Raw genomic sequence first — 24,374 nt, forward strand, 5'->3', positions numbered from 1 at the left:
GCCGGTGGCTCGACGGAGAATTGACGGGTCCGATAGACCCGCTAGATGGTCCCCCGTAGTGGCACAATCCAAACATACGAGCGTCGATCACGCTGACAGAAAGGTGCTCCGGTGGCAGGGTACGGGCGATACCGAACGGCAGCGCTGTTCGCGGGCTGCGCTCTTGCCGGAGCCTCGGTGGCCACGGTGTCGCCGTCGCAGGCGTCGGCCGCCGAGTTGTCGTGTCCGGCGCGACCAGGTGTCGACACTGTCGTCGTGGACGGCACAGCCGCATGCGGATCGAGCGTCGACGAGTTCTCCCGCGCGCTGGCACACGCGCTGGACGGAGTGTCCTTCGCACGTGCCGAAGCCGGCGGGTCGGCTCTGTCCGTCGCCCGTTCCGGTGGTGTGGCCGCCGCGGAAAGCGCAGCGGGCACCGTCGGCGCCGTGTCGATCGGCGGTGATTCCGTGTCGATCGTCTCTCCCGATCCAGGCGCTCTCGCGTTCGCGTTGTCGCTGACCAGGGGACAGACGTTCGTCGGAACAGCTGCCGAAGGCGTCAGCTGCCAGGCAGGCGCCGGATTCGCTGTCAACCTCAGCACCGGCCAGATCTGCATTTCCGACGGGTCGACCACCTGGAACTCGATGCCGTGAGCGTTCGGTGACGACGTGCACTTGTACTCATTGCGATGGACAGAAGGAGAACCGACGTGACCACTGAGCCTTCGGGACGCTACGAATTCTCTGAACGCGACGGGGCCGACGCGTTGCTGAGAATCGGCAAGGACTTGTGGTGGGCGGTGCTGCTCAGAGGCATCGTCGCCGTGATCTTCGGCATCGTGGCCCTCGTGTGGCCCGGCGTCACCGTCTGGGCACTCGTCGTGGTCTTCGGTGCCTACGCGATCGTCGACGGCATCTCCGCGATCATCCGAGCGGTCCAGGCGCGCCGTGTCCAATCCGGATGGGTGTGGTGGTTACTCGGCGGCGTCGTCTCGCTCGTCGCCGGAATCGTGGCGTTCGTATGGCCGGGCATAACCGCACTCGCGGCTGTTTTCGTCATCGGTATCTGGGCCATCATGGGTGGAATTCTCGAAATAGCAGGTTCCATCCGCTTGCGAAAAGTTGCAGGCACATCGCCGGGTTCGTCTCACTGGGGAATGCTTCTGTTCGCCGGCATCGTGGAACTCTTGTTCGGACTCGTTCTGGTGTTCTCGCCGGTCAGCGGCATTCTGAGCATCGTGTGGTTGATCGGCGTATTCGCACTGCTGTTCGGTGTCCTGTTTGTCGTATCTGCATTTCAAGTACGGTCGGCAGCGAAGAAAGCAGGAATAGTCGGTCAGCCTGCGGAATGACCCTGAATTCACGAAGTCGATTGGCACTCGGCGGTAAGGGTGTGTGTTAATGGCGGCGAGGACTTCATGCGCCAGCCCACCACACGGCAGGTCGCACAGCACAGAAGGATGGATCGGGATACTCATGGCATTTCGTCGTACTGTCACACGCATCTCTCTGACAGCGGTGATCGCGGCCGTCGGTGCGGCCACCCTGGTGTCGCCCGCCACTGCAGAGCCGTTGTGGCCCGGTGGCCCCGACATCCCCGGCGTCGGATCGTCCGATCAGGTTCTTCCTGTTGTTCCTGAACCGCAGATCCAGCGCCTCGCGCCCGCCAACTTCTCCGATCCGTCGATCACGCCCAACGGTGAGGTCGTCGGAGTCGCGCAGCCCATCGCCATTCGGTTCAACGAGGCCATCGCGGACCGCGGCGCAGCCGAGGCAGCCATCCGGGTCACCACGAGCCCATCGGTCGAGGGCCACTTCTACTGGATCAACGACACCCAGGTGCGGTGGTTGCCCAACGAGTTCTACCCGGCGCACACCCAGGTCACCGTCGAGGCCGGCGGTTCGCGCGCGGACTTCTCCACCGGCGACTCGGTGATCACCACGGCCGACGACGCCACCAAGACCATCACCGTCACCCGCAACGGTGAGGTCGTCAGGACGATGCCCACCTCGTTCGGCAAGGCCGGTCACGAGACACCGAACGGCACCTACATCGTCGGCGAGCGTGTTCGCGAGATGTACATGGACTCCTCGACCTACGGAGTTCCGGTGGACTCCCCCGAGGGGTATCGCACCTACGTCGAGTACGCCACGCGTATCTCGTACAGCGGCATCTTCGTCCACGCAGCGCCGTGGTCGGTGGGTTCGCAGGGCTACGAGAACGTCAGCCACGGCTGCCTCAACGTCAGCACCGAGGACGGCAAGTGGTTCTTCGAGAACTCGCAGAAGGGTGACCCCGTCGTCGTCACCGGCACGGCAGGCGGCACCCTCAGCGGCTCCGACGGCCTGGGGGACTGGAACCGCTAGCCCCCACTCACAGTGGGTTGTTTTCTTTTCGACGACCGACTGAGTTAGGGATTCGTTCACCAACCGTTCTCGGTAGGTGAGCACAGTCCCCGCAGTGAGTACTACAACGGAACGAGTGCTGCCCACAGCACGCCGAAAATCGTTCTTCGGCAGACCGTGGAGTGACTACGCACTCTTCCTGATTCTTCTGGGCCCCAACCTGGCCCTGCTGGTGGTGTTCACCTATCGGCCGCTCGTCGAGAACTTCCAGTTCAGCTTCTACGACTGGAATCTGTCCTCGCCCACGTCGACGTTCATCGGGTTCGCGAACTACCGCGAATGGTTCTCGCGGGACGACACGTGGACCATCGTGTCCAACACTGTCATCTTCACGATCGCCGCCGTCGTCGGATCGTTGGTGCTCGGTCTGGTCCTGGCCATGCTGTTGGACCGAAAGTTGCGGGGCCGCAATTTCGTCCGGTCTGCCGTGTTCGCGCCGTTCGTGATCTCCGGCGCGGCGATCGGTATCGCGTTCCAGTTCGTGTTCGATCCCAACTTCGGCCTGGTGCAGGATCTGTTGCAGCGCATCGGAGTCTCGTCGCCGGACTTCTATCAGGACCCCACGTGGGCGCTGTTCATGATCACGGTGACCTACCTGTGGAAGAACCTCGGCTACACCTTCGTCATCTACCTCGCCGCGCTGCAGGGGACACGCAAGGAGTTGATGGAGGCCGCCGAGATCGACCGCGCGTCCAAGTGGACGACGTTCCGCAAAGTGCTGCTGCCGCAACTGCGTCCGACGACGTTCTTCCTGTCCATCACCGTGCTCCTGAACTCGCTGCAGGTCTTCGACATCATCAATGTCATGACCCGAGGTGGCCCGCTCGGCAACGGCACCACGACGATGGTCTTCCAGGTGTACGAGGAGACTTTCCGCAACTTCCGAGCGGGTTACGGGGCGACGGTCGCGACGATCATGTTCGTGGTCCTTCTGATCATCACCCTCGTACAGGTTCGCATCATGGATCGAGACGATCAGCGATGACCGCCACACTGAAACCGGACACGTCCCAGCCGCCTCGGAGCGCACCGAAAGACCCGCAACGTCAGCGCAGCCTGTCGACGGTGTTCGGCTACATCGCAATGGTTCTCGTGTTGTTGATGATCGGGCTTCCACTGTTCTGGATCCTCATCACCTCGTTCAAGGAACGCGGCGACATCTACGTCCAACCCGTCACCTGGTGGCCGAGTTCCTTCCGACCCGAGAACTATACCGAGGCGACGACGGAGGTCCCGTTCTTCACATACCTACGTAATTCGGTGATCATCACCAGTGTCGTTGCGTCCATCAAGTTCGTCCTCGGCGTACTCAGTGCATACGGCCTGGTGTTCCTGCGGTTCCCCGGCAAGAACATCGTGTTCCTGGTGATCATCGCCGCTCTGATGGTGCCCAATCAGATCACCGTCATCTCCAACTACTCGCTGATCTCCGAGCTGGGATGGCGAAACACGTTTCAAGGCATCATCATTCCTCTCGCCGGCGTTGCGTTCGGAACCTTTCTGATGCGCAACCACTTCCTGTCGCTGCCGGCCGAGATCATCGAAGCGGCACGAATGGACGGGGCAGGGCCTTTCCGGTTGCTGTTCCGGGTGGTGCTCCCGCTCTCCGGACCGACCATGGTGGCGTTCGCGATCATCACGATCGTGAACGAATGGAACGAATACCTCTGGCCCTTCCTGATGTCCGACGATTCGTCCGTCGCACCGCTACCGGTGGGCCTGACGCTTCTGCAGAACAGTGAGGGATACACCAACTGGGGCGCGGTGATGGCCGCGACCATTCTGACCATCCTTCCGATCCTCATCGTTTTCCTCGCCCTGCAACGCCACATGATCAAAGGCCTCACCTCCGGTGCGGTCAAAGGTTGATTCGCTCTACCTCTTCAGGAGAAAGAAACACATGGCCCACATCAATCGCCGCGGATTCCTCACGCTCACCGGTGCAGCAGCCGCTGCCGCCGCCCTGGCTGCGTGCAGCAGCCCGGGAACCAGCTCGTCCGGATCCGAAGGATCGGGCGACGCGAACACCATCAACTTCTGGTCCAGCCACCCCGGCAAGTCGCAGGAGTTCGAGCGCGAGCTCATCTCCCGCTTCCAGGCCGAGAACCCCGGTCTGACGGTCAATCTCATCGATGGTGGCAAGAACTACGAGGAAGTGGCGCAGAAGTTCAACGCCTCGCTGTCCGGCAACGACGTCCCGGACGTGGTGGTCCTCTCCGACGTGTGGTGGTTCAACTTCGCGCTCACCGGCGCCATCGAGCCGCTCGATCAGCACTTCTCCGCCGCGGGTGTGGATTCCAGCGACTACGTCGATTCTCTTCTCGCGGACTACAACTGGAACGGCAACCACTGGGCGCTGCCGTACGCACGCTCGACCCCGCTGTTCTACTACAACAAGGACGTCTGGGCGCAGGCGGGACTCCCGGACCGCGGACCGGCCAGCTGGCAGGAATTCGACGAGTGGGGTCCGCGCATCCAGGCTGTCGTCGGAGGTGGCAAGCTGGCCCACGGCTGGGGCAACGCGGTGGACTACCTGGGGTGGACCTTCGAGGGCCCCATCTGGACGTTCGGCGGTGCGTACTCCGACGGCTTCACCCTGAAGTTCGACGACCCCAACACCATCGCCGCCGGTCAGTTCCTCAAGGACATGATCCACACCAAGAAGTACGCGGCGGTCTCCAACGACATCGCCAACGACTTCGGTGCGGGCATCCTCGCGTCGACGATCGCGTCCACCGGTGACCTGTCCGGCATCACCCAGAATGCGGCGTTCGACTTCGGCACGGCGTTCCTCCCTGCCGCCGACGGACAACCGGGCTGCCCGACGGGTGGAGCCGGCCTCGCCATCCCGTCGAAGATCTCGGAGGAGCGCAAGGTCAATGCGCTGAAGTTCATCGACTTCTTCACCAATGCAGCGAGTACGTCGTACTTCTCGCAGAACACCGGGTACATGCCGGTCCGTAAGTCCGCGCAGGAGGATCCGAGCGAGATCGAGTTCCTCGCCGCCAACCCGAACGCCAAGACGGCCGTCGACCAGCTCGCTCGGACGCGGTCGCAGGACTACGCACGTGTCTTCGTTCCCGGTGGTGACAAGATCATCGGTACGGGCCTCGAGCAGATCGCACTGCAGAATGCCGATGTCGCAACCACGTTCGCCGGCGTTCAGGATCAGCTGCAGCAGATCATCGACCGCCAGATCACCCCGAACCTCCCGTCGTAATGGCAGGGGTTCACTACGCGGGCGTATCGCACCGCTACCCGGGGGCGGACACGCTGGCCGTCGACTCGCTCGAACTCGACATCGCCGACGGTGAATTCATCGTTCTCGTCGGCCCGTCGGGGTGCGGCAAGTCGACGAGCCTGCGGATGCTGGCCGGTCTGGAATCGGTCGAGAGCGGCCACATCGACATCGGCGGCGTCGACGTCACGTCGCTCGCTCCTCGTGAGCGGGACGTGGCGATGGTGTTCCAGAACTACGCGCTCTACCCCAACATGACCGTCGGGGACAACATGGGATTCGCGCTCCGCAACGCGGGAATGAGCAAGGCGGACACAGCTGCTCGTGTACTCGACGCCGCGAAGATGCTGGAACTCGAGCCCTTGCTGAACCGCAAACCCGGCAAGCTGTCGGGTGGTCAGCGTCAGCGGGTGGCGATGGGCCGTGCGATCGTCCGGCAGCCCAAGGTGTTCTGCATGGACGAGCCGCTGTCCAACCTCGACGCCAAACTGCGCGTCAGTACCCGGGCGCAGATCGCCGGATTGCAGAAGCGGCTCGGCACCACGACGGTGTACGTGACGCACGATCAGGTCGAGGCCATGACGATGGGTGACCGAGTCGCGGTACTGCAGGCAGGCAAGTTGCAGCAGATCGCGTCGCCGCGTGAGCTGTACGACAACCCGGTCAACACGTTCGTCGCGTCGTTCATCGGCTCACCCGGGATGAACCTGATCGACGCCCCGGTCGTCGACGGCGCCGCCGTTGTCGGCGACGTGCGCATCCCTGCTCCCACGCAGGATCCCCGCGTGACGGTCGGAATCCGGCCGGAGTCGTGGGATCTCGTCGGGAAGGGGGTTGGGGCTGTTGCGGTGGCGGTCGAACTGATCGAGGAGCTGGGCGCCGAGTCGTTCCTGTACGGCGCTCCACCCCTCGGTTCGGACTGGAGCACGCAGTCCGGCCGGGTGTCGGTGCGCGTCGACCGGCGGTTGTCCATCGGGTTGGCCGAGACCGTTCGGCTCGTTCCGAAGCTCGACGAGGTGTTCTTCTTCTCCGCTACGACGGGTGATCGGCTGTAGCGGGTTGTCCCAGATCCACCGGCAGCGACGCCCAGCCGTGCAGGACTCGGGTGTCGCGGCGAATTCCCTCACCTGCGAGCCGCAGGTGGGGGAATTTGTCGAACAGGGTCTTCAGACCCACTTCGGTTTCCGCCTTGGCCAACGACGCGCCGAGGCAGTAGTGCCTGCCGCCGGAGAACGACAGGTGCTTGCCTGCGTTGGCTCGGGTGACGTCGAAGCGGTACGGGTCGTCGAACACGTCGGGGTCGCGGTTGGCGCCGGCCAGGACCAGAATCACCAGCGACCCTTCGGAGATGGGGACGCCCTCGATCGTCACGTCGTGGCGTGCCATGCGGGCGGTGAGCTGCACCGGGGATTCCAGCCGAAGCATCTCGTCGACGGCCGTCGGCCAGTGCGACGGGTCGTTGCGCAGAATCTCGAGTTGGTCCGGGTTGTCGAGCAGGAGCCGGATTCCGCTGCCGAGTAGGTTCACGGTCGTTTCGAAGCCCGCCGCGAGTACGAGGCCTGCCGTTGCCCGCAGTTCCTCGTCGTCGAGTCCGACGCCGTCGTCCTCGGCCCTGATCAGCTGGCTCATCAGGTCGTCGCCGGGGTTGCGGCGCAGTTCCGCGAGGTGGCCGGCAAGCCAGGCGTCGAACTGTGCCAGGCCGTCCTCGACGCGGTTGAACTGCTCCCAGGACAGCCCGATGTCCAGGCTCGGGGCGGCCATCTCCCCGAATTCGAGCACCCGTTGCCGGTCCTTGTCGGGGACTCCGAGGATGGTGCTGATGACGGCGACGGGCAGCTGCGCGCAGTACTCGTGCACGATGTCCACCTGTGGACCTGCCGCGGCGAGCTCGCTGAGCAGACTGTCGGCCTTCTCCTGCACCATCTCTCGCATGCGGGCGACCGCGCGTGGGGTGAACACCGAGGTCACGAGCTTTCGGTACCGGGTGTGCTCGGGCGGTTCGACCGACAGCAGGGAGGGCGGTTTCAGCGGATGAAGAGCCTTGGACCTGGTTCGGTTCTCGATCCATCGAAGTGGACTGGGCAGGCTGGCGCCGATCTCGGTGACCCTGAGGTCGTCCGAGCGCAGCAGATCGTGGACCACGCGATGGGTGACCGTGATGTTGGAAATCCGGGTTTTCACCAGGGGCCCGGTGGCGCGAATCTTCTCGAACACTTGCCGCGGATTCGCGCGCGTCTCCGGATCGACAACCAGCTTGGCCTGCAGATCACCGGCCTTCGCGGCCTTCTCGGCCCCGTACCGCACGAGACCGTGCGCTGCGATCCACCTGATTCTGTTCTTCACGTCGTCCCCCCATCCGTTGTGGGTGGAAATGTAGGCCAGGGGGCAGGAGCGGAGCCTGCGGAGCGACCCGAAGGCACTACATTTCCACTCACGTGATTACCAGATCCTGACCCGCTCCTGTGGCTCCAAGTACAACGCATCGCCCGGCTTCACATCGAACGCTTCGTGAAAACTGTCCAGATTGCGTACTACGCCGTTGCAGCGGAACTCGGGCGGCGAGTGCGGATCGACCGCAAGCCTGCGAATCGCTTCCTCGTCGCGTGCCTTCGTTCGCCACACCTGCGACCAGCCGAAGAACACTCGCTGCAGCCCGGTCAGCCCGTCGAGCACCGGAGCCTCCTTGCCGTCCAGCGCGATCTTGTACGCGGCGACGGCGATGGACAGGCCGCCGAGGTCGCCGATGTTCTCACCGATCGTGAACTCGCCGTTGACCTTGTGGCCGGGGAGCGCCTTCGGTTCGAACTGGTTGTACTGGTCGATCAGCGCAGTGGTGCGTTTGCCGAATTCAGTTCTGTCCGAATCGGTCCACCAGTCCACGAGGTTGCCGTCGCCGTCGTACTTGGCGCCCTGGTCGTCGAAACCGTGCCCGATCTCGTGGCCGATGACGGCTCCGATTCCGCCGTAGTTGGCCGCGTCGTCGGCGCCCGAGTCGAAGAACGGAGGCTGCAGAATCGCTGCAGGAAAGACGATTTCGTTGAGCCCCGGGTTGTAGTAGGCGTTCACGGTCTGCGGAGTCATGAACCACTCGTCACGGTCCACCTCGCCACCGAGCTTGTCGAGATCGCGCTGGTATTCGGCGACGTAGCCGCGTCGGTAGTTGCCGAGAAGATCGCTCGCCTCGATCTCCACGGCGGAGTAGTCGCGCCAGCGATCCGGGTACCCGATCTTCGGGGTGAACTTCTCGAGTTTGTCCAGTGCCTTCTGCCTGGTCTCCGGGCTCATCCACTCGAGATCGGTGATGTTGCGACGGTAGGCCTCACGCAGATTCGCGACGAGAACCTCCATGCGCGCCTTGGCATCCGCGGGGAAGTGACGCTCGACGTAGAGCTTGCCGACGGACTCGCCGAGCAGGTCCTGCACCAGCGAGACGCCACGCTTCCAGCGCTCCCGGTTCTCCTCGGTGCCGCTCAGCTTCTTTCCGTAGAACGCGAAGTTCTCGTCGACCAGCGCGGCAGTCAGGTAGGGCGCACGGCCGTGCACGATGCGCCAGGCGAGCCACGCCTTCCAGTCCTCGATGTCCGCGGACACCCACAGTCCGGTGAACGTGGACAGGAACGGGGGCTGCCGCACGACGATCTCGGCGAACTGCTCCGTGGTGCCTCCGAGTCCGGAAATCCATGCGGTCCAGTTGAATCCGGGTTCGTTCTTCACCAGCGTGTCGAAGTCGACCAGGTTGTAGCTCTTCTCCGCGTCACGACGCGCGACGACGTCCCAGTGGCCCGCGGCGAGCTTCTTCTCGAGGTCGAACACCTTCCTGGCGTCGTAGGAGAGTCCGGCGAGCGAGAACATCTTCTCGATGTGAGCGACGTAGGCGTCGCGGATGTCGGCGTACCCCTCCTCGCGGTAGTACGACTCGTCGGGCAGGCCGATGCCGGACTGCGAGAAATGTACGAGGTAGCGGGAGGAATCCTTGGCGTCGGTGTCGACGTAGTGGCCGATGGCGCCGCCGATCCCGGTGCGCTGCAACGAACCGAGAACCTCGGCGAGGGTGACCAGGTCACCTGCATCGGCGACGGCAGCAAGTTCGTCGGCGATGGGCGTCAGGCCGGCGTCCTCGACGGCGTCCGCATCGAGGAAGCTCGAGTAGAGGTCGCCGATCTTCTGCGCGTCGGTCCCGACCGGGGGGTGCGACGCCGCGCTCTCCTGGATGATCGTGCGCACGTCCTCTTCCGCCTTGTCGTACAGCGTCCGAAACGCCCCGTCGACGGCCCGGTCCGCGGGAATAGCGTACTCGTCCAGCCACTTGCCGTTCACGTGGACGAACAGGTCGTCCTGCGCCCGAGTGTCCGCGTCCGTGTAGCTGAGGTCGATACCAGAGTTCGCCTGTCCAGAATCCACAACTGTCATGCATCCCATCTTTACACTCATCGCTGAGAAGTGGCCTTCGAGTCGTGACTGCAAAGGCAGGGAGCTCGTCCATGGTGGTGCACGTCAGGGATTTGCGGAAGACCTTCGGCACGTCGCTCGCGCTGGCGGGCCTGGATCTGAGCGTCGGGCAGGGCGAAGTGCACGGCTTTCTCGGCCCTAACGGTGCGGGCAAATCGACCACCATCCGCGTGTTGCTGGGGCTCGTTCGTTCCACGTCCGGGGAGGTGTCCGTGTTCGGAAAGGACCCCTGGGCCGACTCGGTGGAGTTGCACCGCCGCCTGGCGTACGTGCCGGGGGACGTCACGCTGTGGCCGTCGTTGACCGGTGGTGAGGTGATCGACGTCCTCGGTCGTATGCGGGGTGGTCTCGATTCGCGTCGACGCGAGGACCTGCTGGAGCGCTTCTCGCTCGATCCGAGGAAGAAGACTCGCACCTACTCCAAAGGGAACCGGCAGAAGGTCGCCCTCGTCTCGGCGTTCTCGTCGAACGCAGAACTGCTTCTGCTCGACGAGCCACCTCCGGTCTGGACCCGCTCATGGAGCAGGTCTTCGCCGACTGCGTCGCCGATGCGTCGGCCCGCGGTGCGACGGTGCTGCTGTCCTCGCACATTCTGTCGGAGGTCGAGAAGCTCTGTGAACGTGTGACGATCATCCGTGAGGGCAGAACCGTCGACACGGGATCGTTGAAGGACATGAGGCACCTGACGCACACGACGGTCACCGTCGTCGTCGAGACCCTGCCCGGTGCTGGTCTGCCCGATGCCTCCCCGCCCAATGCCTCCCCGCCCGATGCCTCCCCGCCCGATGCCTCCCCGCCCGATGCCTCCCTGCCCGGGGTGATCGAGGTCGACGGGCACCGACTGACCTGCCGGGTGACGCCTGATGAACTGCCGGAGCTGATGACGAGGCTGGCTGCGCTGGGGATCACCAGCATTGTCAGCTCGCCGCCCACGCTGGAGGACCTGTTTCTGAAGTACTACGTGGCGCAGTCGTGAGCGGCATTTCCCAGTTGGTCCGACTGTTCGCTCGCCGCGACCGGGTGGCGATGCCACTGTGGGTGCTGGCCATCGGCTTGGTTCCACTGCTCTACGCAGTCAGTTTCGAAGGGCTCTACCCGACGGTGGCAGATCGTCAGGCGTTCTACGAGGCGACAGTACAGACGCCCGCCGAGCTGGCGTTGGTCGGCCCGATCTTCGGCGCCGACCTGGGCGCGCTCGTCACGTGGCGCTCCGGGATTCTGTTGACGCTCGTGCCTCTCGCGGCACTGCTGACGGTGATCCGGCACACCCGTGCGGAGGAAGACGCGGGCCGAACCGAGTTGGTGGGCTCGACGGCGGTCGGTCGACGCGACGGGCTGTGCGCGGCCATGGCGCTGGCGGCGACGGGTGTCTTGATGACGGCGGTGATCGCCGCGACAGCGCTGACGGCCTCGGGGTTCGCGGTGGGTGGCAGCGTCGCGTTCGGAGTGTCGATCGCAGCGGTGGGCGTCGTGTTCGTCGGGGTCGCTGCCGTTGCCGCGCAGGTCGGCTTCAACGCGCGTGCGGCGCGCGGTTACGCGATTTCGGTGCTGGCGGCGGCGTTCGTGCTGCGGGCCGTCGGTGATGCGGGCGCATCAGGAACTTCAGGGTCTTCCGGGACGCTGTCGTGGCTGTCGCCGATCGGATGGTCGTCGCAGCTGAGACCGTTCGCCGACGAACGGTGGTGGGTAGTGGTGCTTCCGGCAGTGGCGGCGACGGTCGCCGTGGGGCTCGCGTTCACTCTCGCGAGTAGGCGTGACCTGGGCGCCGGTCTGGTGGCGGTGCGCGACGGTAAGCCCACGTCGTCTCTGCAGGGCGTGTTCGGCCTGGCGTGGCGCGCCCAGCGCGGCAGCCTGCTTGCGTGGACCGTCGGACTCGGGGTGATCGCGGCGGTGCTGGGCAGTGCCGCGGACAGCGTGCAGGGGCAGTTGGGCGGGAGTGCGGCGATCGGCGACGCGCTGAGCAAGTTCGGCGGGTCCTCGCTGGTCGATTCGTTCCTGGCGACGGCCCTCAGCATCCTCGGAATCGGTGCGGCGGCCATGTCCGTCTCGTCGGTGCTACAGGCCCACGGCGACGAGGAGTCGTCCATCGCGGAGATTGTGTTGGCCGGGAGCGTCGGGCGGACTCGGTGGCTGGTGAGCACAGTCGTGTTCGCGCTGGGCGGCCCGGCCGTCGCGATGACGGTCGTCGGCTTCGCTGCAGGTCTTCCGTACGGAATGTCGGTGGGCGACGTCGGGTCGGTGCTGCCGGGAGTGCTCGCCGGTGCGGTGAGCCAACTGCCCGCAGTCTGGATACTGACGGCGTCGGGCATCGTTCTGTTCGGGTTCGCCCCTCGGTTCTCGGTCGCGACCTGGGGTCTGCTGGCCGCGTTCGTGATGCTGGGGCAGGTCGGGACCGTGCTCGGTCTTCCCCAGATGGTGCTCGACCTGTCGCCGTTCACGCACCTCCCGCATCTTCCTGGCGGTACTGTCTCGGTGACGCCACTCGTGTGGCTCGTCGTCGTCTCGATGGTCGGGCTCGTGACCGGGATCGTTGCTTTCGAGCACCGCGATCTCCGTAGTTGAGCCAGAGCGGTTAGCATTTCTCACAACCGGACCGCAGGGTTGGTTCCATAGTCGGGCGCAAAGGAGACGTACGGGTGACGTTTCTGCGCAGATGGTGGCATCAGTCCTACAGCTACGGCTGGATGGTGCACTACTTCGACGGGCACGGCGCGCTCACGGCGTACCGGGTAGGCGTCGGGTTGAGCTGTTTCTGCTTCGGACTCGCCGCGATCACGACGTACCTCACTGCGGTTCCTCCCACCTCGACCGTGGCGAACGCCGTGATCATCGGTGGAACAGTCTCGTCGTTCGCGGCAGGGCTTCTCTGGATCCGCGGGCCGTGGCCGCCCGAGCGCCGGTCGCTGATGTTCGTGGTCTACGCCGACATCGGCACCACGGTCGCGTTGCTGTCCTACGGTTCGATCCAGATGTCGTTCCCCGGCTGTGCTTTGCTGGCCGCCACCGGTGTCTACGTGCAGATCTATCACAGCCCGCGGGTGCTGTTGATGCATCTGGGTTGGTCGGCGTTCACCGTCGCGCTGATGTTCGTGCTGATCATGACGACCCCGCACTTCGATCACGGTCTGGCCGTATCTCAGCTGGTGGTGCTGCTGCCGGTGATGTTCGCCGCGCCGGTCTTTCTGCAGTCGGTGCTGCTGAGCCTCCGGCTCGACGCCGACGGCGCCAGAACCGACCCACTCACCGGTCTGCACAATCGGCGCGGGCTCGACGAGAAGGTCGCGCAGTTCCTCGACGATGCCCCCGACGTGTCCGTGATGGTCCTCGACGTCGACCGGTTCAAGTCGATCAACGACCGATTCGGCCACCAGGCCGGCGACGTGGCGTTGCAGCTCATCGCTCGGCGGTTGCGAGTCGACGACCTGCTGGTCGCACGCACCGGCGGCGAGGAATTCGCGGTCGTCGCCAAGGTGGGTCTGGATCAGGCCAGATCCATCGCCGAGTGGTTGCGCAATCGACTGCATTCACCGCAGGATGCATGTCCCCTGACGGTCAGCGTCGGCCTGGCGCATGTTCAGCCCACCGAATCCGAGCCGATTCGCACGGTCACGGGCCTGATGCGCCGCGCTGACGTCGCCATGTACGAGGCGAAGCACCGGGGCGGAAACCAGGTCGTGGAAGTCGGCTCCCTCCGCACGTGAGCACCCCGGCAGGGGTGCCGACGTACGGAGAGACTCGCTAGCGGTAGCGGTCCTCGATGTTCTGCTGGAACCTGTCGCTGCACTGGTCCTGTGCGGACTGGCTGTTGCCCGCGTCGTTCATGCAGTCGATGAAGTCCTGCCCACCGACGTTGTTGAACCAGCTGACACCGAAAGCGATCAGCGCCACGGACAGCGCTGCGGCGACGAAGCCCAGAATGATGGCGACCAGCGACACCGTCCCGTTGGTCGCGTCACCCTTCTTCACCCGCGATCTCGCCACGAATCCCAACGCCACCGCGAGCAGGCCGAGGACGATTCCGCCGACGACCGACCAGAACGTCAGCACACCGACGATCGCCGCGACGAGCGCCACCGTGCCCAGGGTGTTCTTCGGTGCCGACGGCGGGTACTGCCCGGGCTGCTGGTAGCCGCCTGCCTGGTAGCTACCCCCCCTGGTAGCCACCCGACTGGTAGCCGCCGGGCGGATTTTCACCTGACGGGTAGTTGCCGGGCGGCGGTGGATATCCGCTCGCCGGTGGTGGGTAATTGCCGGGCGGTGGCGGGTAGTCACCGGGTGGCTGATCGCCGGGTGGCTGGTGTCCAGGTGGCGGATAGGTCATGTGGTGTCCCCCCGTTGTCGTTGCGTGCTTGTCGTTGCGTGTTTGTCGTTGCGTGCTTGTCGTTGCGTGCTTGTCGGTCGGGGCAGCGTGTCAGAAGCCGAGGCGAGAATGCATTTCCCAGACCAGGACTTCCGCGTGTTCGTACGATTGGATGCGCTGCCCACCGGAATCGCTCATGCGGACTGCGTCACCTTCGTACAGTTCCCCGACTCCCTCGACCTGCACGGTGCCCTGTGCGACGAAGACGTGGAGGAACGGGGCTTCGGGAAGCGTGATGGGCCGCTCGGGCTGCAGGCGTGCGACGTGCAGCGCTGCTGCCTTCTGATTGATTCTGATCGCGGCGTGGCCGTCGTGCTTCTTCATTCCGGATGCCACGGGTACCAACCCGCCGCGTAACAGTTCGTCGTCCACTTCGAGCTGCTCGTAACCGGGATCGAGACCGGGGGTGTCCGGAACAACCCACATCTGGACGAATCTGACCGGTTCCTGGTGCGTCTCACCGCTGATCCGCCAGGAATCGTTCTTCTCGGAGTGCATGATGCCGCGGCCTGCACTCATTCGTTGTGCGAGACCGGGATAGATGACGCCGGAGTGCCCGATCGAATCCTGGTGAACCAGTGACCCTTTTGTCACCCAGGTCACGATCTCCATGTCCTTGTGTGGGTGGCTGTCGAATCCTTGCCCGGGAGAAACGATGTCGTCGTTGTTGACGAGCAGGAGGCCGTGGTGGGTGTTGTCCGGGTCGTAGTGCTGGCCGAAGGAGAACGAATGTTTCGAGTCCAGCCATGCCACACGGGTTTTCAAGCGATCACCGGCGCGATGGATGTCGATGTGCGGGATCGAAGGTTGGTGCGGACTACGTCGTGGAGCGGACATGAGACCACTCTACGGAGCGCACTCGAACCTCGGAACTGCACTCGCATAACTTTCGCGCGACGAAAGGCGCTGATGTGTGAGCGAATGCGACGCCGGGTAAGGGCCGATAGGGTTCGGGACACATCGAACTTCGGGCATACCGAGCGAAGGCGGCACACTTTCCATGATCGAGTCGACGGGCGTGACCACGGTGGACCTCGAGGCGGCACTGCTCACCTGGATTCCGCAGCAGCGTTGGTTCGCCGCGAAGGGCACACCGGTGGTTTCCCTCGACATCGTCGAACGCGTACGCATCGGCGCCCGTCCCGACGTCACGGCCGAGCATCTGCTGGTGGACATCGGACTCGACGCACCACTCGCGCAGAATCCACAGGTGCAGCGGTATCAGGTTCCGTTGGGGTTTCGCAGCAGCGCCCCCGACGAGGTGGCTGCATGGCAACTTCCGCTTCCCGGTTACGACGTCGTCGTGTACGACGGCATGAGGGATCCGGCGATCATCTCGTTGTACGGTGACGCACTCGCGGAGTCGGCGTCGTTCGGGCGCATCGATTTCGAGACGCTTGCCGAGGATTCGGTGGATTCCGGGCTGGTCGGTCGAGTACTGGGTGCAGAACAGTCCAATACGTCGGTTGTGCTCGGCGAAGTGCTGCTGCTCAAGCTTTTTCGTCGCATTTCACCGGGCGTGAACCCCGATATCGAGCTGCATCGAGCGCTGGCGGAAGCCGGCTGCGACAACGTCGCGCCGCTGCGTGGGTGGATTCAGACGGAGGAGGTCGGCGATCTCTCGATGCTGGGGATGGCGCAGGATTTCGTCGTCGACTCGGCCGAGGGGTGGACGGCGGCCCTCGCGTCCGTCACGGATCTGATCGCCGGGGGTGCAACCGACGCGTTCGCGGTCGAGTCGTTCGAACTGGGGAAGGCCGTCGCGCGCGTGCACGCGGATCTGGCGACGGAGCTGGGAACGTCGAGGCGTCCGGCGTCCGAGCTGGTGCAGGAGATCACCGAGCGGGTCGAGGCGGCGGCGCTGGTGGTGCCGGAGTTGGCCGAGTGCCTGCCCGCGGCCCGTGAACTGATCGCTCGCGCTCGCTCGGGCGAGACGACGGTGCACCGCATCCACGGCGACCTTCATCTCGGTCAGGTACTGCGGACACCGCTGACATGGCTGCTGATCGACTTCGAGGGGGAACCGTCCAAGTCACTGGAGGAGCGGCGCCGGCCGGACAGTCCGCTACGGGACGTCGCGGGGATGCTGCGGTCCTTCGACTACGCGGCACACCATCTGCTCGTGGACGGTGCTGGACCGGACGGAGCCGGGCTGGACGAGGCAGTTGCGTCGAGGTGGGTGGAGCAGAACTCCGCTGCGTTCTGCGAGGGGTATGCCTCGGTGACCGGGGAGGATCCGCGCGCCACAGAGGCTCTGCTGGGCGCGTACGAGTTGGACAAAGCCGCCTACGAAGCGGTGTACGAAGCGCGCAACCGGCCCACGTGGCTGGACATCCCGATGCGCGCGGTACGGCGACTGGCGCCGCCCGCACGCACCTGACGATCGTTACTCGGTCGGTGCGCCCAGTCGCCCGGCCTGGTAGTCCTCGAAGGCTTGCACGACCTCGGACTTGGTGTTCATGACGAACGGGCCTGCCATTGCGACGGGCTCCCGGATCGGCTTGCCGCCGAGCACGAAGATCTCCATCGACTCTCCACGCGAATCGGCGGCAAGATCGATGACGTCGCCCCTACCGAACAGCGCGGTTTGCCCCATGCGGATCGGCCTGCCTGCCGATGCACTCCCGACGGATGCACTCCCGACGGATCCGCCCCCGCCGACGGTGCCCGAACCGGCCAACACGTAGGCCAGCGCGTTGAACTCCGGGTTCCACGGCAGGGACAGTGCTGCCCCCGGTGCCACCGTGATGTGCGTCAGTGCGATCGGGGTGTACGTCGATCCCGGTCCCTGATGCCCGGCCACTTCGCCGGCGATCACGCGGACCAGCGCACCGCCGTCACTGCTGGACAGCAGTGCGACTTTGTTGCCCGTGATGTCCTGGTACCGCGGCGTCGCCAGTTTGTTCGCCCGCGGAAGGTTCACCCACAACTGCACGCCGTGGAACAGTCCACCGGACATCACCAGGTGCTCCGGCGGAGCTTCGATGTGCAGTATGCCCGCACCGGCCGTCATCCACTGCGTGTCGCCGCCGCCGATGGTTCCACCGCCGCCGTGGGAATCCTTGTGTTCCATGATCCCGTCGATCATGTACGTCACCGTCTCGAAACCGCGGTGCGGGTGCCACGGAGTTCCCTTCGGCTCACCGGGCGCGTAATTCACCTCGCCCATCTGGTCCATGTGAATGAACGGATCGAGCGAAGAAAGGTCGATACCCGCGAACGCCCGACGAACCGGGAACCCTTCGCCCTCGAACCCTGTGGGGGCTGTGGTGACGGTCTTGACCGGCCGGGCCACCGCCGTGGCGTCGGGGAGTGGGATGCGGGGGAGAGCAAGGATGTTGTCGACCGTGACAGCGGGCATGGTGGGCTCCTCGACGATGCAGTCGGCTGGATTCCCGCCGGCTGGATTTAGTTGCTTAGTCAACTACTGCTGCCGAGTGTAACGGCCATGGCGCCGAACTATTCCCCCGCTACCCTGTACTGCATGTCGGCACTTCGAGACGCTGCGTTCGCAGCCACCATCGCGTCGGTTCCGGATCTCGAGGCCCTTGTCGGCGAGCCCTCGGAACTCGTGCGAACGAAGGTGGGCCACGTGGTCACCCCCGGTGTCCGAGCGTTCCTCGACGATGCCCGCTTCCTTCTGTTCGCGACGTCGGATGCCGACGGCAACTGCGACGTCAGTCCGCGAGGAGATGCGCGCGGCGCTCTGCTGCATCTCGACGACCGGACGTTCGTGATCGGGGACCGGCCGGGCAACCGCCGAGTCGACAACTTCCGCAACGTCCTCGCCAATCCGCACGTCGGAATGTTGTTCGTGGTGCCGGGCGCATCGCACACACTCCGGGTCAACGGCCGCGCGACGCTGACGGTTGCTCCCGAGATCCTCGACTTGCTCGAGGGTGAGGAGGCGCGGCCCAAGCTCGGTGTGGTCGTCGAGGTCGACGAGATATTCGCGCACTGCCCCAAGGCCTTCCAACGTTCAGGGCTGTGGGACAGCGCGCAGTGGGTCGACCCGGCCTCGCTTCCCAGCTCCCGCGACATGACTGCGGAACTCAAAGCGGCGACACGCGTTTCGGCGTGACGGTTCAGGCATGCGTGACGAGAAGGGGGAGTCGGTGTGGAGTAGGCGAGCGTTTCTGACGACTCTGCTCATCGCTCCGACGCTCACCGTTGCGGTGTCACCGTCCGCCTCGGCCCAGGATGCGTCGGGTCTCGGTGACAGCATGGATCTGGGTGACGTCTTCATCGCGGCGGGCAAGCCGACGGAGCATCTGCTGGTCGTTCTGGATGTACGCGCAGATGGCACCGTCGGTCTCGTCATTCCTCGCGCCGAGGTGGGGCAGGGTCTGACGACGTCGCTGGCGATGCTCGTCGCCGACGAGCTCGACGTACCCGTTTCGGCGGTGCGCGCGTCCCTTGCCGATGCCCGGCCCGAACTGCTGTTCGGCCAGATGACCGGCAGTTCCAACTCGATCCGCTCGATGTACTGGCCGGTGCGTCACGCGGCAGCAGGTGTGCGGGCACGTCTGATCGCGGCGGCCGCGGTGACGTGGACGGTGCTTCCCGACGCGATCTCGCTACGCGAGGGTGTTCTCACCGCTCGGGACGGTAGGTCGATGGGGATCGGGTCCGTTGCCGTGGCCGCCGCCGACCCGTTGCTGCGTGTCGTCTCCGGTCCGCCCAAGCAGCAGAAGAGTCTCGCCGGGACCGGCAGGCTCGACGCACGCGCCATGGTGACGGGTACACACGAGTACGCTCTCGACCTCGAGGTGCCGGGCGCACTCCCGGTGGTCGTCAAGCGTCCCCCGACGATCGGTGCCCGCGTGGACGGCGTCGACGAAGCCGGCCTGCGAGGCCTTCCCGGTGTGGTCGACGTCGCCGTGATCCCGACGGGTGTTGCGATCATGGCCGAGACCTTCGGTCAGGCAATCGACGCCGCTGCGGCGGCGCAGGTCACGTGGACGGCAGGCACCGTCGACGACGAGAACGACGAGTCCATCCGAGCTCGGCTGCACGGGGCCGTCGAACCGTTCGACACGGCAGGTGATCTCGAAGCCCGTTTCGATTTCGCGTTCGTGTCGCACGCGCCGATGGAAACCAATTCTGCGGTAGCCGATGTACGTTCGGATTCCGCCGAGGTCTGGGGCTCGATGCAGACGCCGATCATCGCGAAGCAGACCATCGCCCGCGCGCTCGGCCTGCCTGTGCCGAGTGTGACCGTGCACGTGGTTGCCGGGGGTGGATCGTTCGGTCGCAGACTGTTCTTCGACGCGCCGTTGGAGGCCGCTCGAATCTCGAAGGCCATGGGTAGACCGGTTCGGTTGATGTGGACGAGGGTCGACGACATGCGTCACGGCCGGGCCCGTGCCGCGTCCCACCACAGGTTCGCCGTCCGCACCGACGGCCGGACGGTGTCGTCGTTCGATCATCGAATCGCTTCTGTTGCAACGGACTTCTCGCACGGGTTCGGTGAGGCGTTGACTGCCGGAAGCGGGGGATCGGGACGGTCGGTGTACGCGCGGACCGTGGTCACCCCCTACCGATTCGGCGGCGTGCAGGAGTCCCTGCGTGAAGTGGACCTGCCGATGAACACCGGCAGTTGGCGGTCGGTGTTCTCCGCCACCAGTCGAGGCGCCGCGGAAATCGTCGTCGACCGTGTCGCGGCGCGACTCGGTATCGACCCGGTCGAGTTCCGTCGCGTACACCTCGAGGATCCACGCCACCGAGCGGTGCTCGACGCCGCCGCGTCCTCGAGCGGGTGGGGCAACCCGCTACCGGCAGGAGTGGCCCGCGGAGTCGGGTTCCATGCCGAGTACCGGTCGTGCGCGGCGGTCGTGGTCGAGATCGATGCCGTGGATCCGGAGCGGCCACGTGTCCGTCGCGCGGTGATCGCTGTCGACGTGGGTACGGTGATCAACCCGCTCGGGCTGAAGGCTCAGATGCTGGGTGGCCTCACCGACGCCATCTCGACGACACTGTCCGCGGGCCTGCACATCGATGCCGGGCTTCCGGTGGAGGGCAGTTTCTCGCAGTTCCATTACGCCAGGCAGCGAGACTCGCCACTCGACGTCGAGGTGGTCGTCGTCGACAGTGGGGGCGGGCCGGGCGGAGCTGGCGAATTGGGCGTGCCTCCCGCCGTCGGGGCCGTCGCGAATGCCTACGAGAAGGCGACGGGGAGGGAGATCACGTCGTTTCCCCTACGCTTCGCCGTCGACTTCGAACCGTTCCCCCGATGACAACCGCTGCCTCGGAAGGTGCACGCGCATGAAGGACTTTCACTCATGACGGACTCTCGCTCATGACGGATTTCGTGGTGAACGGTCGACCGGTGTCCGTCGTCGCCCCGGATGACTTGGCGTTGCTGTGGGCGCTGCGGGACAAGCTGGGCATCAGGGGGCCGAAGTACGGGTGCGGCATCGGGGTGTGCCACGCCTGCACGAGTCACCTCGACGGCGAAGAGATCCTGCCGTGTGTCACTCCGCTGTCCGAGGCCGAGGGCCGCGAGGTCACGACCATCGAGGGTCTGGCCGACGGCGACCGCCTGCATCCGGTTCAGCAGGCATGGCTGGACGAGGACGTGGCCCAGTGCGGCTACTGCCAGCCGGGGCAGATCATGGCCGCTGTCGCGTTGCTCCGTCGTACTCCCGAGCCGACCGACGAGGACATCGACCGCATCGAGAACGTGTGCCGGTGCGGCACGTACTTCCGGATTCGACGGGCCATCGCGCGGGCCGCCGAGCTGGGTGGCGGAGCATGAGAGCGCCGCGGGGCGTCGGCCGCACATGTCCGATTCGGGGTGGATTCGACCCGCACTTCGGCTGCCCAGTACGGTAAGGGGCGACACGGGAGGTAGGCAGTTATGGAAAGTATCGGCGCGTTCATCGGAATCGTCGTGGTCGTTCTGACGATCGTCTTGGTTGTTTTCGGGTGCGCGATGCTGTTCCTGGCGTCCGTGAAGCCTGATCTGTTCAACTTCGATCTCACGCGTGGCAAGCGCGCCAAGGCGGAGAAGAACGCTCGATCCAAGTAATCAGGCCCTGTCTTTCAGTGACACAGGCCATAGTCGGGGACCGAATGTCACAGGTCTGCGGTTGTATGGATTCATGAGTAGCAGGGTCGACGCGCGAACCCGGGTCGATACCTGCGGTCCGCGACTCAAGGCCAGGTTCCTGGGCGAGTCGGCGACCGCGCAGTTCGTCAGATTCGTCTTCGTCGGCGCCTCCAGCAATATTCTGTACGCCGCTCTGTTCGTCGGCCTCGCGTCGTTCGGATCGTTCGTCGCCAACATCGTCGGAATTGCAGCCAGCACCGTCTTGGCCAACGAGCTGCATCGGCGCCACACCTTCCATGCCGCGGAACGTGTCGGCTGGTTCCAGACTCAGTGGGAAGCAGGCGGCCTCGCCCTCGTCGGACTGGCACTCGGTACTGCCGCACTCGCCGCGGTCCACGTCCTCTTCCCCGGCTCGTCCGCGCTGGTTCAGATAATCGCGGTCATCGCCGTGAGCGCAGCCACCGGCGCACTCCGCTTTCTCGCCCTCCGCGGGTGGGTTTTCTAGCTCTCACCACGTAGTTCACCTGCCCGGCTATAGGCTGGCTGGCCATGAGCGGGTGGTTCACCGAAACGATCGTCGACAACGGACGATTACCGCTGTTCTTCCTGCTCGTGTCGTTTCTGCTCGCCTTTCTGTTCATCCGATTCAGCGTTCGCATGATCCGTGCCGAGGTCTCCTGGTGGCCGGGCAACGTCACCCCGGGTGGGATGCACATCCACCACGTGATGTTCGGACTGATCATGGTGCTGATCTCGGGGTTCTCGCTGGTCGCGATCGCGAACTATCACACCCCGGTCGCCAATTGCATCCTCGCGAGCGTCTTCGGCGTCGGTAGCGCGTTGATGCTCGACGAGTTCGCACTGATCCTGCATCTGCGGGATGTGTACTGGGCGGAGGAAGGTCGAGCGTCGATCGACGCAGTTTTCGTTGCGATCGCCATCACCGGCCTGTACTTGCTGGGGGTGCACCCGATCGGTTTCGCCGGCGACTTCGACGCCTACCAGCAGGATCGTTCGTTGGTCACGCTCGCTCTCGTGCTCGGCGGACTTGCGTTCCAGTTGGCGCTCGCCGCCGTCACGCTGCTCAAGGGCAAACTGTGGACGGGTCTCGTCGGCTTGTTCTTCGTGCCGTTGTTGATCGTCGGTGCGTCGAGGCTCGGGAGGCCGGGCTCTCCCTGGGCCAGGTGGCGGTACGCCGACAAGCCGAGTAAACAAGCCAAGGCGTGGTCGCGTGAGAAGCGATTCCGTGAGCCGATGATCCACGCGAAGATCGTTGTGCAGGAGGCGCTGTCCGGTCGCTTCGGAGTCCCGGTGAACATCGCCCCGGTGCAGGAATTCCCTGTCGCGGACTCGCTGCAGGCGTCCAAACCCTCACTGCCGAACCGGGTGTTGTCGACGATCCGATGGGGCAGTACCCGCCGACGCCTGCGTCGCCCTCCGGTGTGGCGACTTCCGACGCTGTTGGTGCTGTTCTTCTTGATTCTTGCCATCGTTCTCGTCGTCGTCGACGCGGAGCTCGCAGGCAGCGACGGGACCGTCACGGTCGAGTCGAGTCTCGACATCGGTGCCACGGCAACACTGCTGGCAGTGATCGCGGGCGGGATGATCACCCTCACCGGTCTGGTGTTCACGGCCATCACCCTGGCGATGCAGTTCGGCGCGTCGCAGATCTCGGTCCGCGTGGTTCCGATGCTTGCGCAGGAAGCCATCATGCGATGGTCCATCGGAATGTTCCTGTCCACCTTCGTTTTCGCCATCGTCATCGCCTCGGACATCGCGCTGTCCGGTCAGTCGTCGTCGCCGGTACTGTCGACGTCGATCGCAATTCTGCTGTCGTTCGTCAGCGCGTTCCTGTTCATCGGACTCGTGTCCCGGGTCGGGATGATCCTGAACTCGTCCCGGTTGCTTCGCTGGCTCGCGGCGCAGGGCAGAACCTCGATCGTCCGAATGTATCCGGCAGTCAAGGAATCCGCCCCGACGGCCATGGCGGACAGTGCAGTGGTGGCCGATCCGGACGACCGAACGTCCTTGCCCGAGTCGACCTCGACGGTGAGGTTGACGCAACTCTCACCGGACGGACGAGTGCTGCTGGCGGTGAATCTGGCAGGCATACAACGCATGGCATCGTCCTGGGGTGTGACCGTGCAACTGATGCCGACCATCGGCGAATTCGTGGCCCAGGATGCCGTTCTGTTCCGCGTCGAGGGACCGCAACTACGCGTTCGGCCGCACAAGCTGATGGCGGCCCTCGTCTTCGGCGACACGCACAGCCCGACGGTCAGCCCTGCTGCCGCCCTGCAGGCCATCGTCGACATCGCGTTGAAAGCCCTGTCCCCGGCCATCAACGACCCGGGACGTGCAGTGCAGGCAATGGATCACCTGGAGGACCTGCTGATGACACTCGCGCCGCGAGTGCATGCAGAAGCCGAGGATTCCGCGCTCACCCGCGTCCGAGGAACGCGTCGGACATGGGGTGATTACGTCGCGGTCGCCACCGACGAGATCCGACACTTCAGCCGCGGCTCGACCCAGGTGCAGCGTCGACTCCGGTCGTTGTTCGAAACCCTCAGGGCCGCATGCCCGCCGGATCAACACCCGCCGCTGCTCGCGCGGCTGAGTGCGCTCGACGCTCAGGTGGCGCGGGAGTGGTCGGGCAGTCTCGACGTCGGCCTCGCCAGCGTGGCCGATCCCCAGGGGTTGGGTTCGGAGATGGGGGCGATGGGTCGAATCCTCCCACTCAGGCTGGGAGTGGAGCCTGCGGAATGACCCGGGGGGGCTGGGAGTGGAGCCTGCGGAATGACCCGGGGGGCTGGGAGTGGAGCCTGCGGAATGACCCGGGGGGCTGGGAGTGGAGCCTGCGGAATGACCCGGGGGGGCTGGGAGTGGAGCCT

Annotated in this window: 21 protein-coding genes and 1 pseudogene; 17 read left to right on the plus strand and 5 right to left on the minus strand. The window is 65.0% G+C overall.

Annotated features, from left to right (window positions below; all coding sequences use genetic code 11):
- Nucleotides 1–111: 111 nt before the first annotated feature.
- The 7 genes from ACFULT_RS02795 to ACFULT_RS02825 all read left to right on the plus strand — a co-directional run bounded on the left by ACFULT_RS02795 (nt 112) and on the right by ACFULT_RS02825 (nt 6,678).
- Nucleotides 112–633 carry a DUF6764 family protein gene (locus ACFULT_RS02795; RefSeq protein WP_037109426.1) on the plus strand — a complete coding sequence of 174 codons (522 nt, stop codon included), beginning with the start codon at nt 112–114 and terminating at the stop codon, nt 631–633.
- A gap of 35 nt (nt 634–668) precedes the next feature.
- Nucleotides 669–1,331: an HdeD family acid-resistance protein gene (locus tag ACFULT_RS02800; protein WP_037109423.1), complete on the plus strand. Its 663-nt coding sequence runs from the start codon at nt 669–671 to the stop codon at nt 1,329–1,331.
- A 124-nt stretch (nt 1,332–1,455) separates the two neighbouring features.
- Nucleotides 1,456–2,346: a L,D-transpeptidase gene (locus ACFULT_RS02805; protein WP_094719969.1), complete on the plus strand. Its 891-nt coding sequence runs from the start codon at nt 1,456–1,458 to the stop codon at nt 2,344–2,346.
- A gap of 115 nt (nt 2,347–2,461) precedes the next feature.
- Nucleotides 2,462–3,370, plus strand: coding sequence for a carbohydrate ABC transporter permease (locus ACFULT_RS02810; RefSeq protein WP_378480897.1), 909 nt, complete (start codon nt 2,462–2,464; stop codon nt 3,368–3,370).
- Complete coding sequence (locus ACFULT_RS02815; protein WP_037109402.1) at nt 3,367–4,254, plus strand: carbohydrate ABC transporter permease; 888 nt, start codon at nt 3,367–3,369, stop codon at nt 4,252–4,254. Before ACFULT_RS02810 ends, ACFULT_RS02815 begins: the two co-directional genes overlap by 4 nt.
- Before the next feature lie 31 nt (nt 4,255–4,285).
- Nucleotides 4,286–5,605: an ABC transporter substrate-binding protein gene (locus ACFULT_RS02820; protein ID WP_378480544.1), complete on the plus strand. Its 1,320-nt coding sequence runs from the start codon at nt 4,286–4,288 to the stop codon at nt 5,603–5,605.
- A complete protein-coding gene (locus ACFULT_RS02825) occupies nt 5,605–6,678 on the plus strand; it encodes an ABC transporter ATP-binding protein (protein WP_378480545.1) in 1,074 nt (357 codons plus the stop codon). The genes ACFULT_RS02820 and ACFULT_RS02825 overlap by 1 nt, the downstream gene beginning before the upstream one ends.
- On the opposite strand, the gene ACFULT_RS02830 is transcribed toward ACFULT_RS02825, so the two are convergent.
- Complete coding sequence (locus tag ACFULT_RS02830; RefSeq protein WP_378480546.1) at nt 6,656–7,966, minus strand: cytochrome P450; 1,311 nt, start codon at nt 7,964–7,966, stop codon at nt 6,656–6,658. The genes ACFULT_RS02825 and ACFULT_RS02830 overlap by 23 nt on opposite strands.
- Nucleotides 7,967–8,062: 96 nt before the next feature.
- Complete coding sequence (locus tag ACFULT_RS02835; protein ID WP_378480898.1) at nt 8,063–10,042, minus strand: M13 family metallopeptidase; 1,980 nt, start codon at nt 10,040–10,042, stop codon at nt 8,063–8,065.
- Nucleotides 10,043–10,104: 62 nt separating this feature from the next.
- On the opposite strand from ACFULT_RS02835, the pseudogene ACFULT_RS02840 reads away from it, so the two are divergent.
- The 3 genes and pseudogenes from ACFULT_RS02840 to ACFULT_RS02850 all read left to right on the plus strand — a co-directional run bounded on the left by ACFULT_RS02840 (nt 10,105) and on the right by ACFULT_RS02850 (nt 13,773).
- Nucleotides 10,105–11,048: pseudogene (locus ACFULT_RS02840) on the plus strand (ATP-binding cassette domain-containing protein).
- Entirely contained in the window at nt 11,045–12,634 is a 1,590-nt protein-coding gene (locus tag ACFULT_RS02845) for an ABC transporter permease (protein WP_378480547.1), read from the plus strand. The pseudogene ACFULT_RS02840 and the gene ACFULT_RS02845 overlap by 4 nt, the downstream one beginning before the upstream one ends.
- Before the next feature lie 74 nt (nt 12,635–12,708).
- A complete protein-coding gene (locus tag ACFULT_RS02850; protein ID WP_241483743.1) occupies nt 12,709–13,773 on the plus strand; it encodes a GGDEF domain-containing protein in 1,065 nt (354 codons plus the stop codon).
- Between the two features lie 37 nt (nt 13,774–13,810).
- On the opposite strand, the gene ACFULT_RS02855 is transcribed toward ACFULT_RS02850, so the two are convergent.
- Entirely contained in the window at nt 13,811–14,236 is a 426-nt protein-coding gene (locus ACFULT_RS02855) for a DUF4190 domain-containing protein (protein ID WP_378480548.1), read from the minus strand.
- Between the two features lie 247 nt (nt 14,237–14,483).
- Complete coding sequence (locus ACFULT_RS02860; RefSeq protein ID WP_037109380.1) at nt 14,484–15,269, minus strand: pirin-like bicupin family protein; 786 nt, start codon at nt 15,267–15,269, stop codon at nt 14,484–14,486.
- 163 nt (nt 15,270–15,432) lie between these two features.
- On the opposite strand from ACFULT_RS02860, the gene ACFULT_RS02865 reads away from it, so the two are divergent.
- A complete protein-coding gene (locus ACFULT_RS02865; RefSeq protein ID WP_378480549.1) occupies nt 15,433–16,812 on the plus strand; it encodes a hypothetical protein in 1,380 nt (459 codons plus the stop codon).
- A gap of 6 nt (nt 16,813–16,818) precedes the next feature.
- Here ACFULT_RS02865 and ACFULT_RS02870 read toward each other — a convergent pair whose 3' ends face one another.
- Entirely contained in the window at nt 16,819–17,793 is a 975-nt protein-coding gene (locus tag ACFULT_RS02870) for a pirin family protein (protein WP_037109378.1), read from the minus strand.
- Between the two features lie 123 nt (nt 17,794–17,916).
- Between ACFULT_RS02870 and ACFULT_RS02875 the strand changes: the two genes are divergently transcribed.
- From ACFULT_RS02875 to ACFULT_RS02900, 6 genes are all read left to right on the plus strand, one after another.
- Nucleotides 17,917–18,513, plus strand: coding sequence for an MSMEG_1061 family FMN-dependent PPOX-type flavoprotein (locus ACFULT_RS02875; RefSeq protein WP_094719962.1), 597 nt, complete (start codon nt 17,917–17,919; stop codon nt 18,511–18,513).
- 10 nt (nt 18,514–18,523) lie between these two features.
- Nucleotides 18,524–20,668 (plus strand): molybdopterin cofactor-binding domain-containing protein, encoded by a 2,145-nt coding sequence (locus tag ACFULT_RS02880; protein WP_378480550.1) that lies wholly within the window; start codon nt 18,524–18,526, stop codon nt 20,666–20,668.
- A 62-nt stretch (nt 20,669–20,730) separates the two neighbouring features.
- On the plus strand, nt 20,731–21,189 hold the full coding sequence (locus ACFULT_RS02885) for a (2Fe-2S)-binding protein (RefSeq protein WP_378480551.1): 459 nt from the start codon (nt 20,731–20,733) through the stop codon (nt 21,187–21,189).
- A 102-nt stretch (nt 21,190–21,291) separates the two neighbouring features.
- Nucleotides 21,292–21,462 carry a hypothetical protein gene (locus ACFULT_RS02890; RefSeq protein ID WP_170945190.1) on the plus strand — a complete coding sequence of 57 codons (171 nt, stop codon included), beginning with the start codon at nt 21,292–21,294 and terminating at the stop codon, nt 21,460–21,462.
- A gap of 73 nt (nt 21,463–21,535) precedes the next feature.
- On the plus strand, nt 21,536–21,988 hold the full coding sequence (locus ACFULT_RS02895; RefSeq protein WP_378480552.1) for a GtrA family protein: 453 nt from the start codon (nt 21,536–21,538) through the stop codon (nt 21,986–21,988).
- Nucleotides 21,989–22,032: 44 nt separating this feature from the next.
- Nucleotides 22,033–24,249, plus strand: a complete 2,217-nt coding sequence (locus tag ACFULT_RS02900; protein WP_378480553.1) for a DUF2254 domain-containing protein — start codon at nt 22,033–22,035, stop codon at nt 24,247–24,249.
- Nucleotides 24,250–24,374 lie beyond the last annotated feature (125 nt).

The sequence above is a fragment of the Rhodococcus sp. NPDC057297 genome (genome assembly GCF_042667435.1).
Taxonomy (GTDB): domain Bacteria; phylum Actinomycetota; class Actinomycetes; order Mycobacteriales; family Mycobacteriaceae; genus Rhodococcoides.

Excerpts from the sequence above, each read along its gene's own strand:
- ACFULT_RS02895 (WP_378480552.1), top strand. The coding sequence starts at position 21,536 with ATGAGTAGCAGGGTCGACGCGCGAACCCGGGTCGATACCTGCGGTCCG.
- ACFULT_RS02815 (WP_037109402.1), top strand. The coding sequence starts at position 3,367 with ATGACCGCCACACTGAAACCGGACACGTCCCAGCCGCCTCGGAGCGCA.
- ACFULT_RS02870 (WP_037109378.1), bottom strand. The coding sequence starts at position 17,793 with ATGCCCGCTGTCACGGTCGACAACATCCTTGCTCTCCCCCGCATCCCA.
- ACFULT_RS02900 (WP_378480553.1), top strand. The coding sequence starts at position 22,033 with ATGAGCGGGTGGTTCACCGAAACGATCGTCGACAACGGACGATTACCG.
- ACFULT_RS02885 (WP_378480551.1), top strand. The coding sequence starts at position 20,731 with ATGACGGATTTCGTGGTGAACGGTCGACCGGTGTCCGTCGTCGCCCCG.
- ACFULT_RS02800 (WP_037109423.1), top strand. The coding sequence starts at position 669 with ATGGACAGAAGGAGAACCGACGTGACCACTGAGCCTTCGGGACGCTAC.
- ACFULT_RS02825 (WP_378480545.1), top strand. The coding sequence starts at position 5,605 with ATGGCAGGGGTTCACTACGCGGGCGTATCGCACCGCTACCCGGGGGCG.
- ACFULT_RS02865 (WP_378480549.1), top strand. The coding sequence starts at position 15,433 with ATGATCGAGTCGACGGGCGTGACCACGGTGGACCTCGAGGCGGCACTG.
- ACFULT_RS02835 (WP_378480898.1), bottom strand. The coding sequence starts at position 10,042 with ATGGGATGCATGACAGTTGTGGATTCTGGACAGGCGAACTCTGGTATC.
- ACFULT_RS02805 (WP_094719969.1), top strand. The coding sequence starts at position 1,456 with ATGGCATTTCGTCGTACTGTCACACGCATCTCTCTGACAGCGGTGATC.
- ACFULT_RS02880 (WP_378480550.1), top strand. The coding sequence starts at position 18,524 with ATGCGTGACGAGAAGGGGGAGTCGGTGTGGAGTAGGCGAGCGTTTCTG.
- ACFULT_RS02820 (WP_378480544.1), top strand. The coding sequence starts at position 4,286 with ATGGCCCACATCAATCGCCGCGGATTCCTCACGCTCACCGGTGCAGCA.
- ACFULT_RS02860 (WP_037109380.1), bottom strand. The coding sequence starts at position 15,269 with ATGTCCGCTCCACGACGTAGTCCGCACCAACCTTCGATCCCGCACATC.
- ACFULT_RS02890 (WP_170945190.1), top strand. The coding sequence starts at position 21,292 with ATGGAAAGTATCGGCGCGTTCATCGGAATCGTCGTGGTCGTTCTGACG.
- ACFULT_RS02875 (WP_094719962.1), top strand. The coding sequence starts at position 17,917 with ATGTCGGCACTTCGAGACGCTGCGTTCGCAGCCACCATCGCGTCGGTT.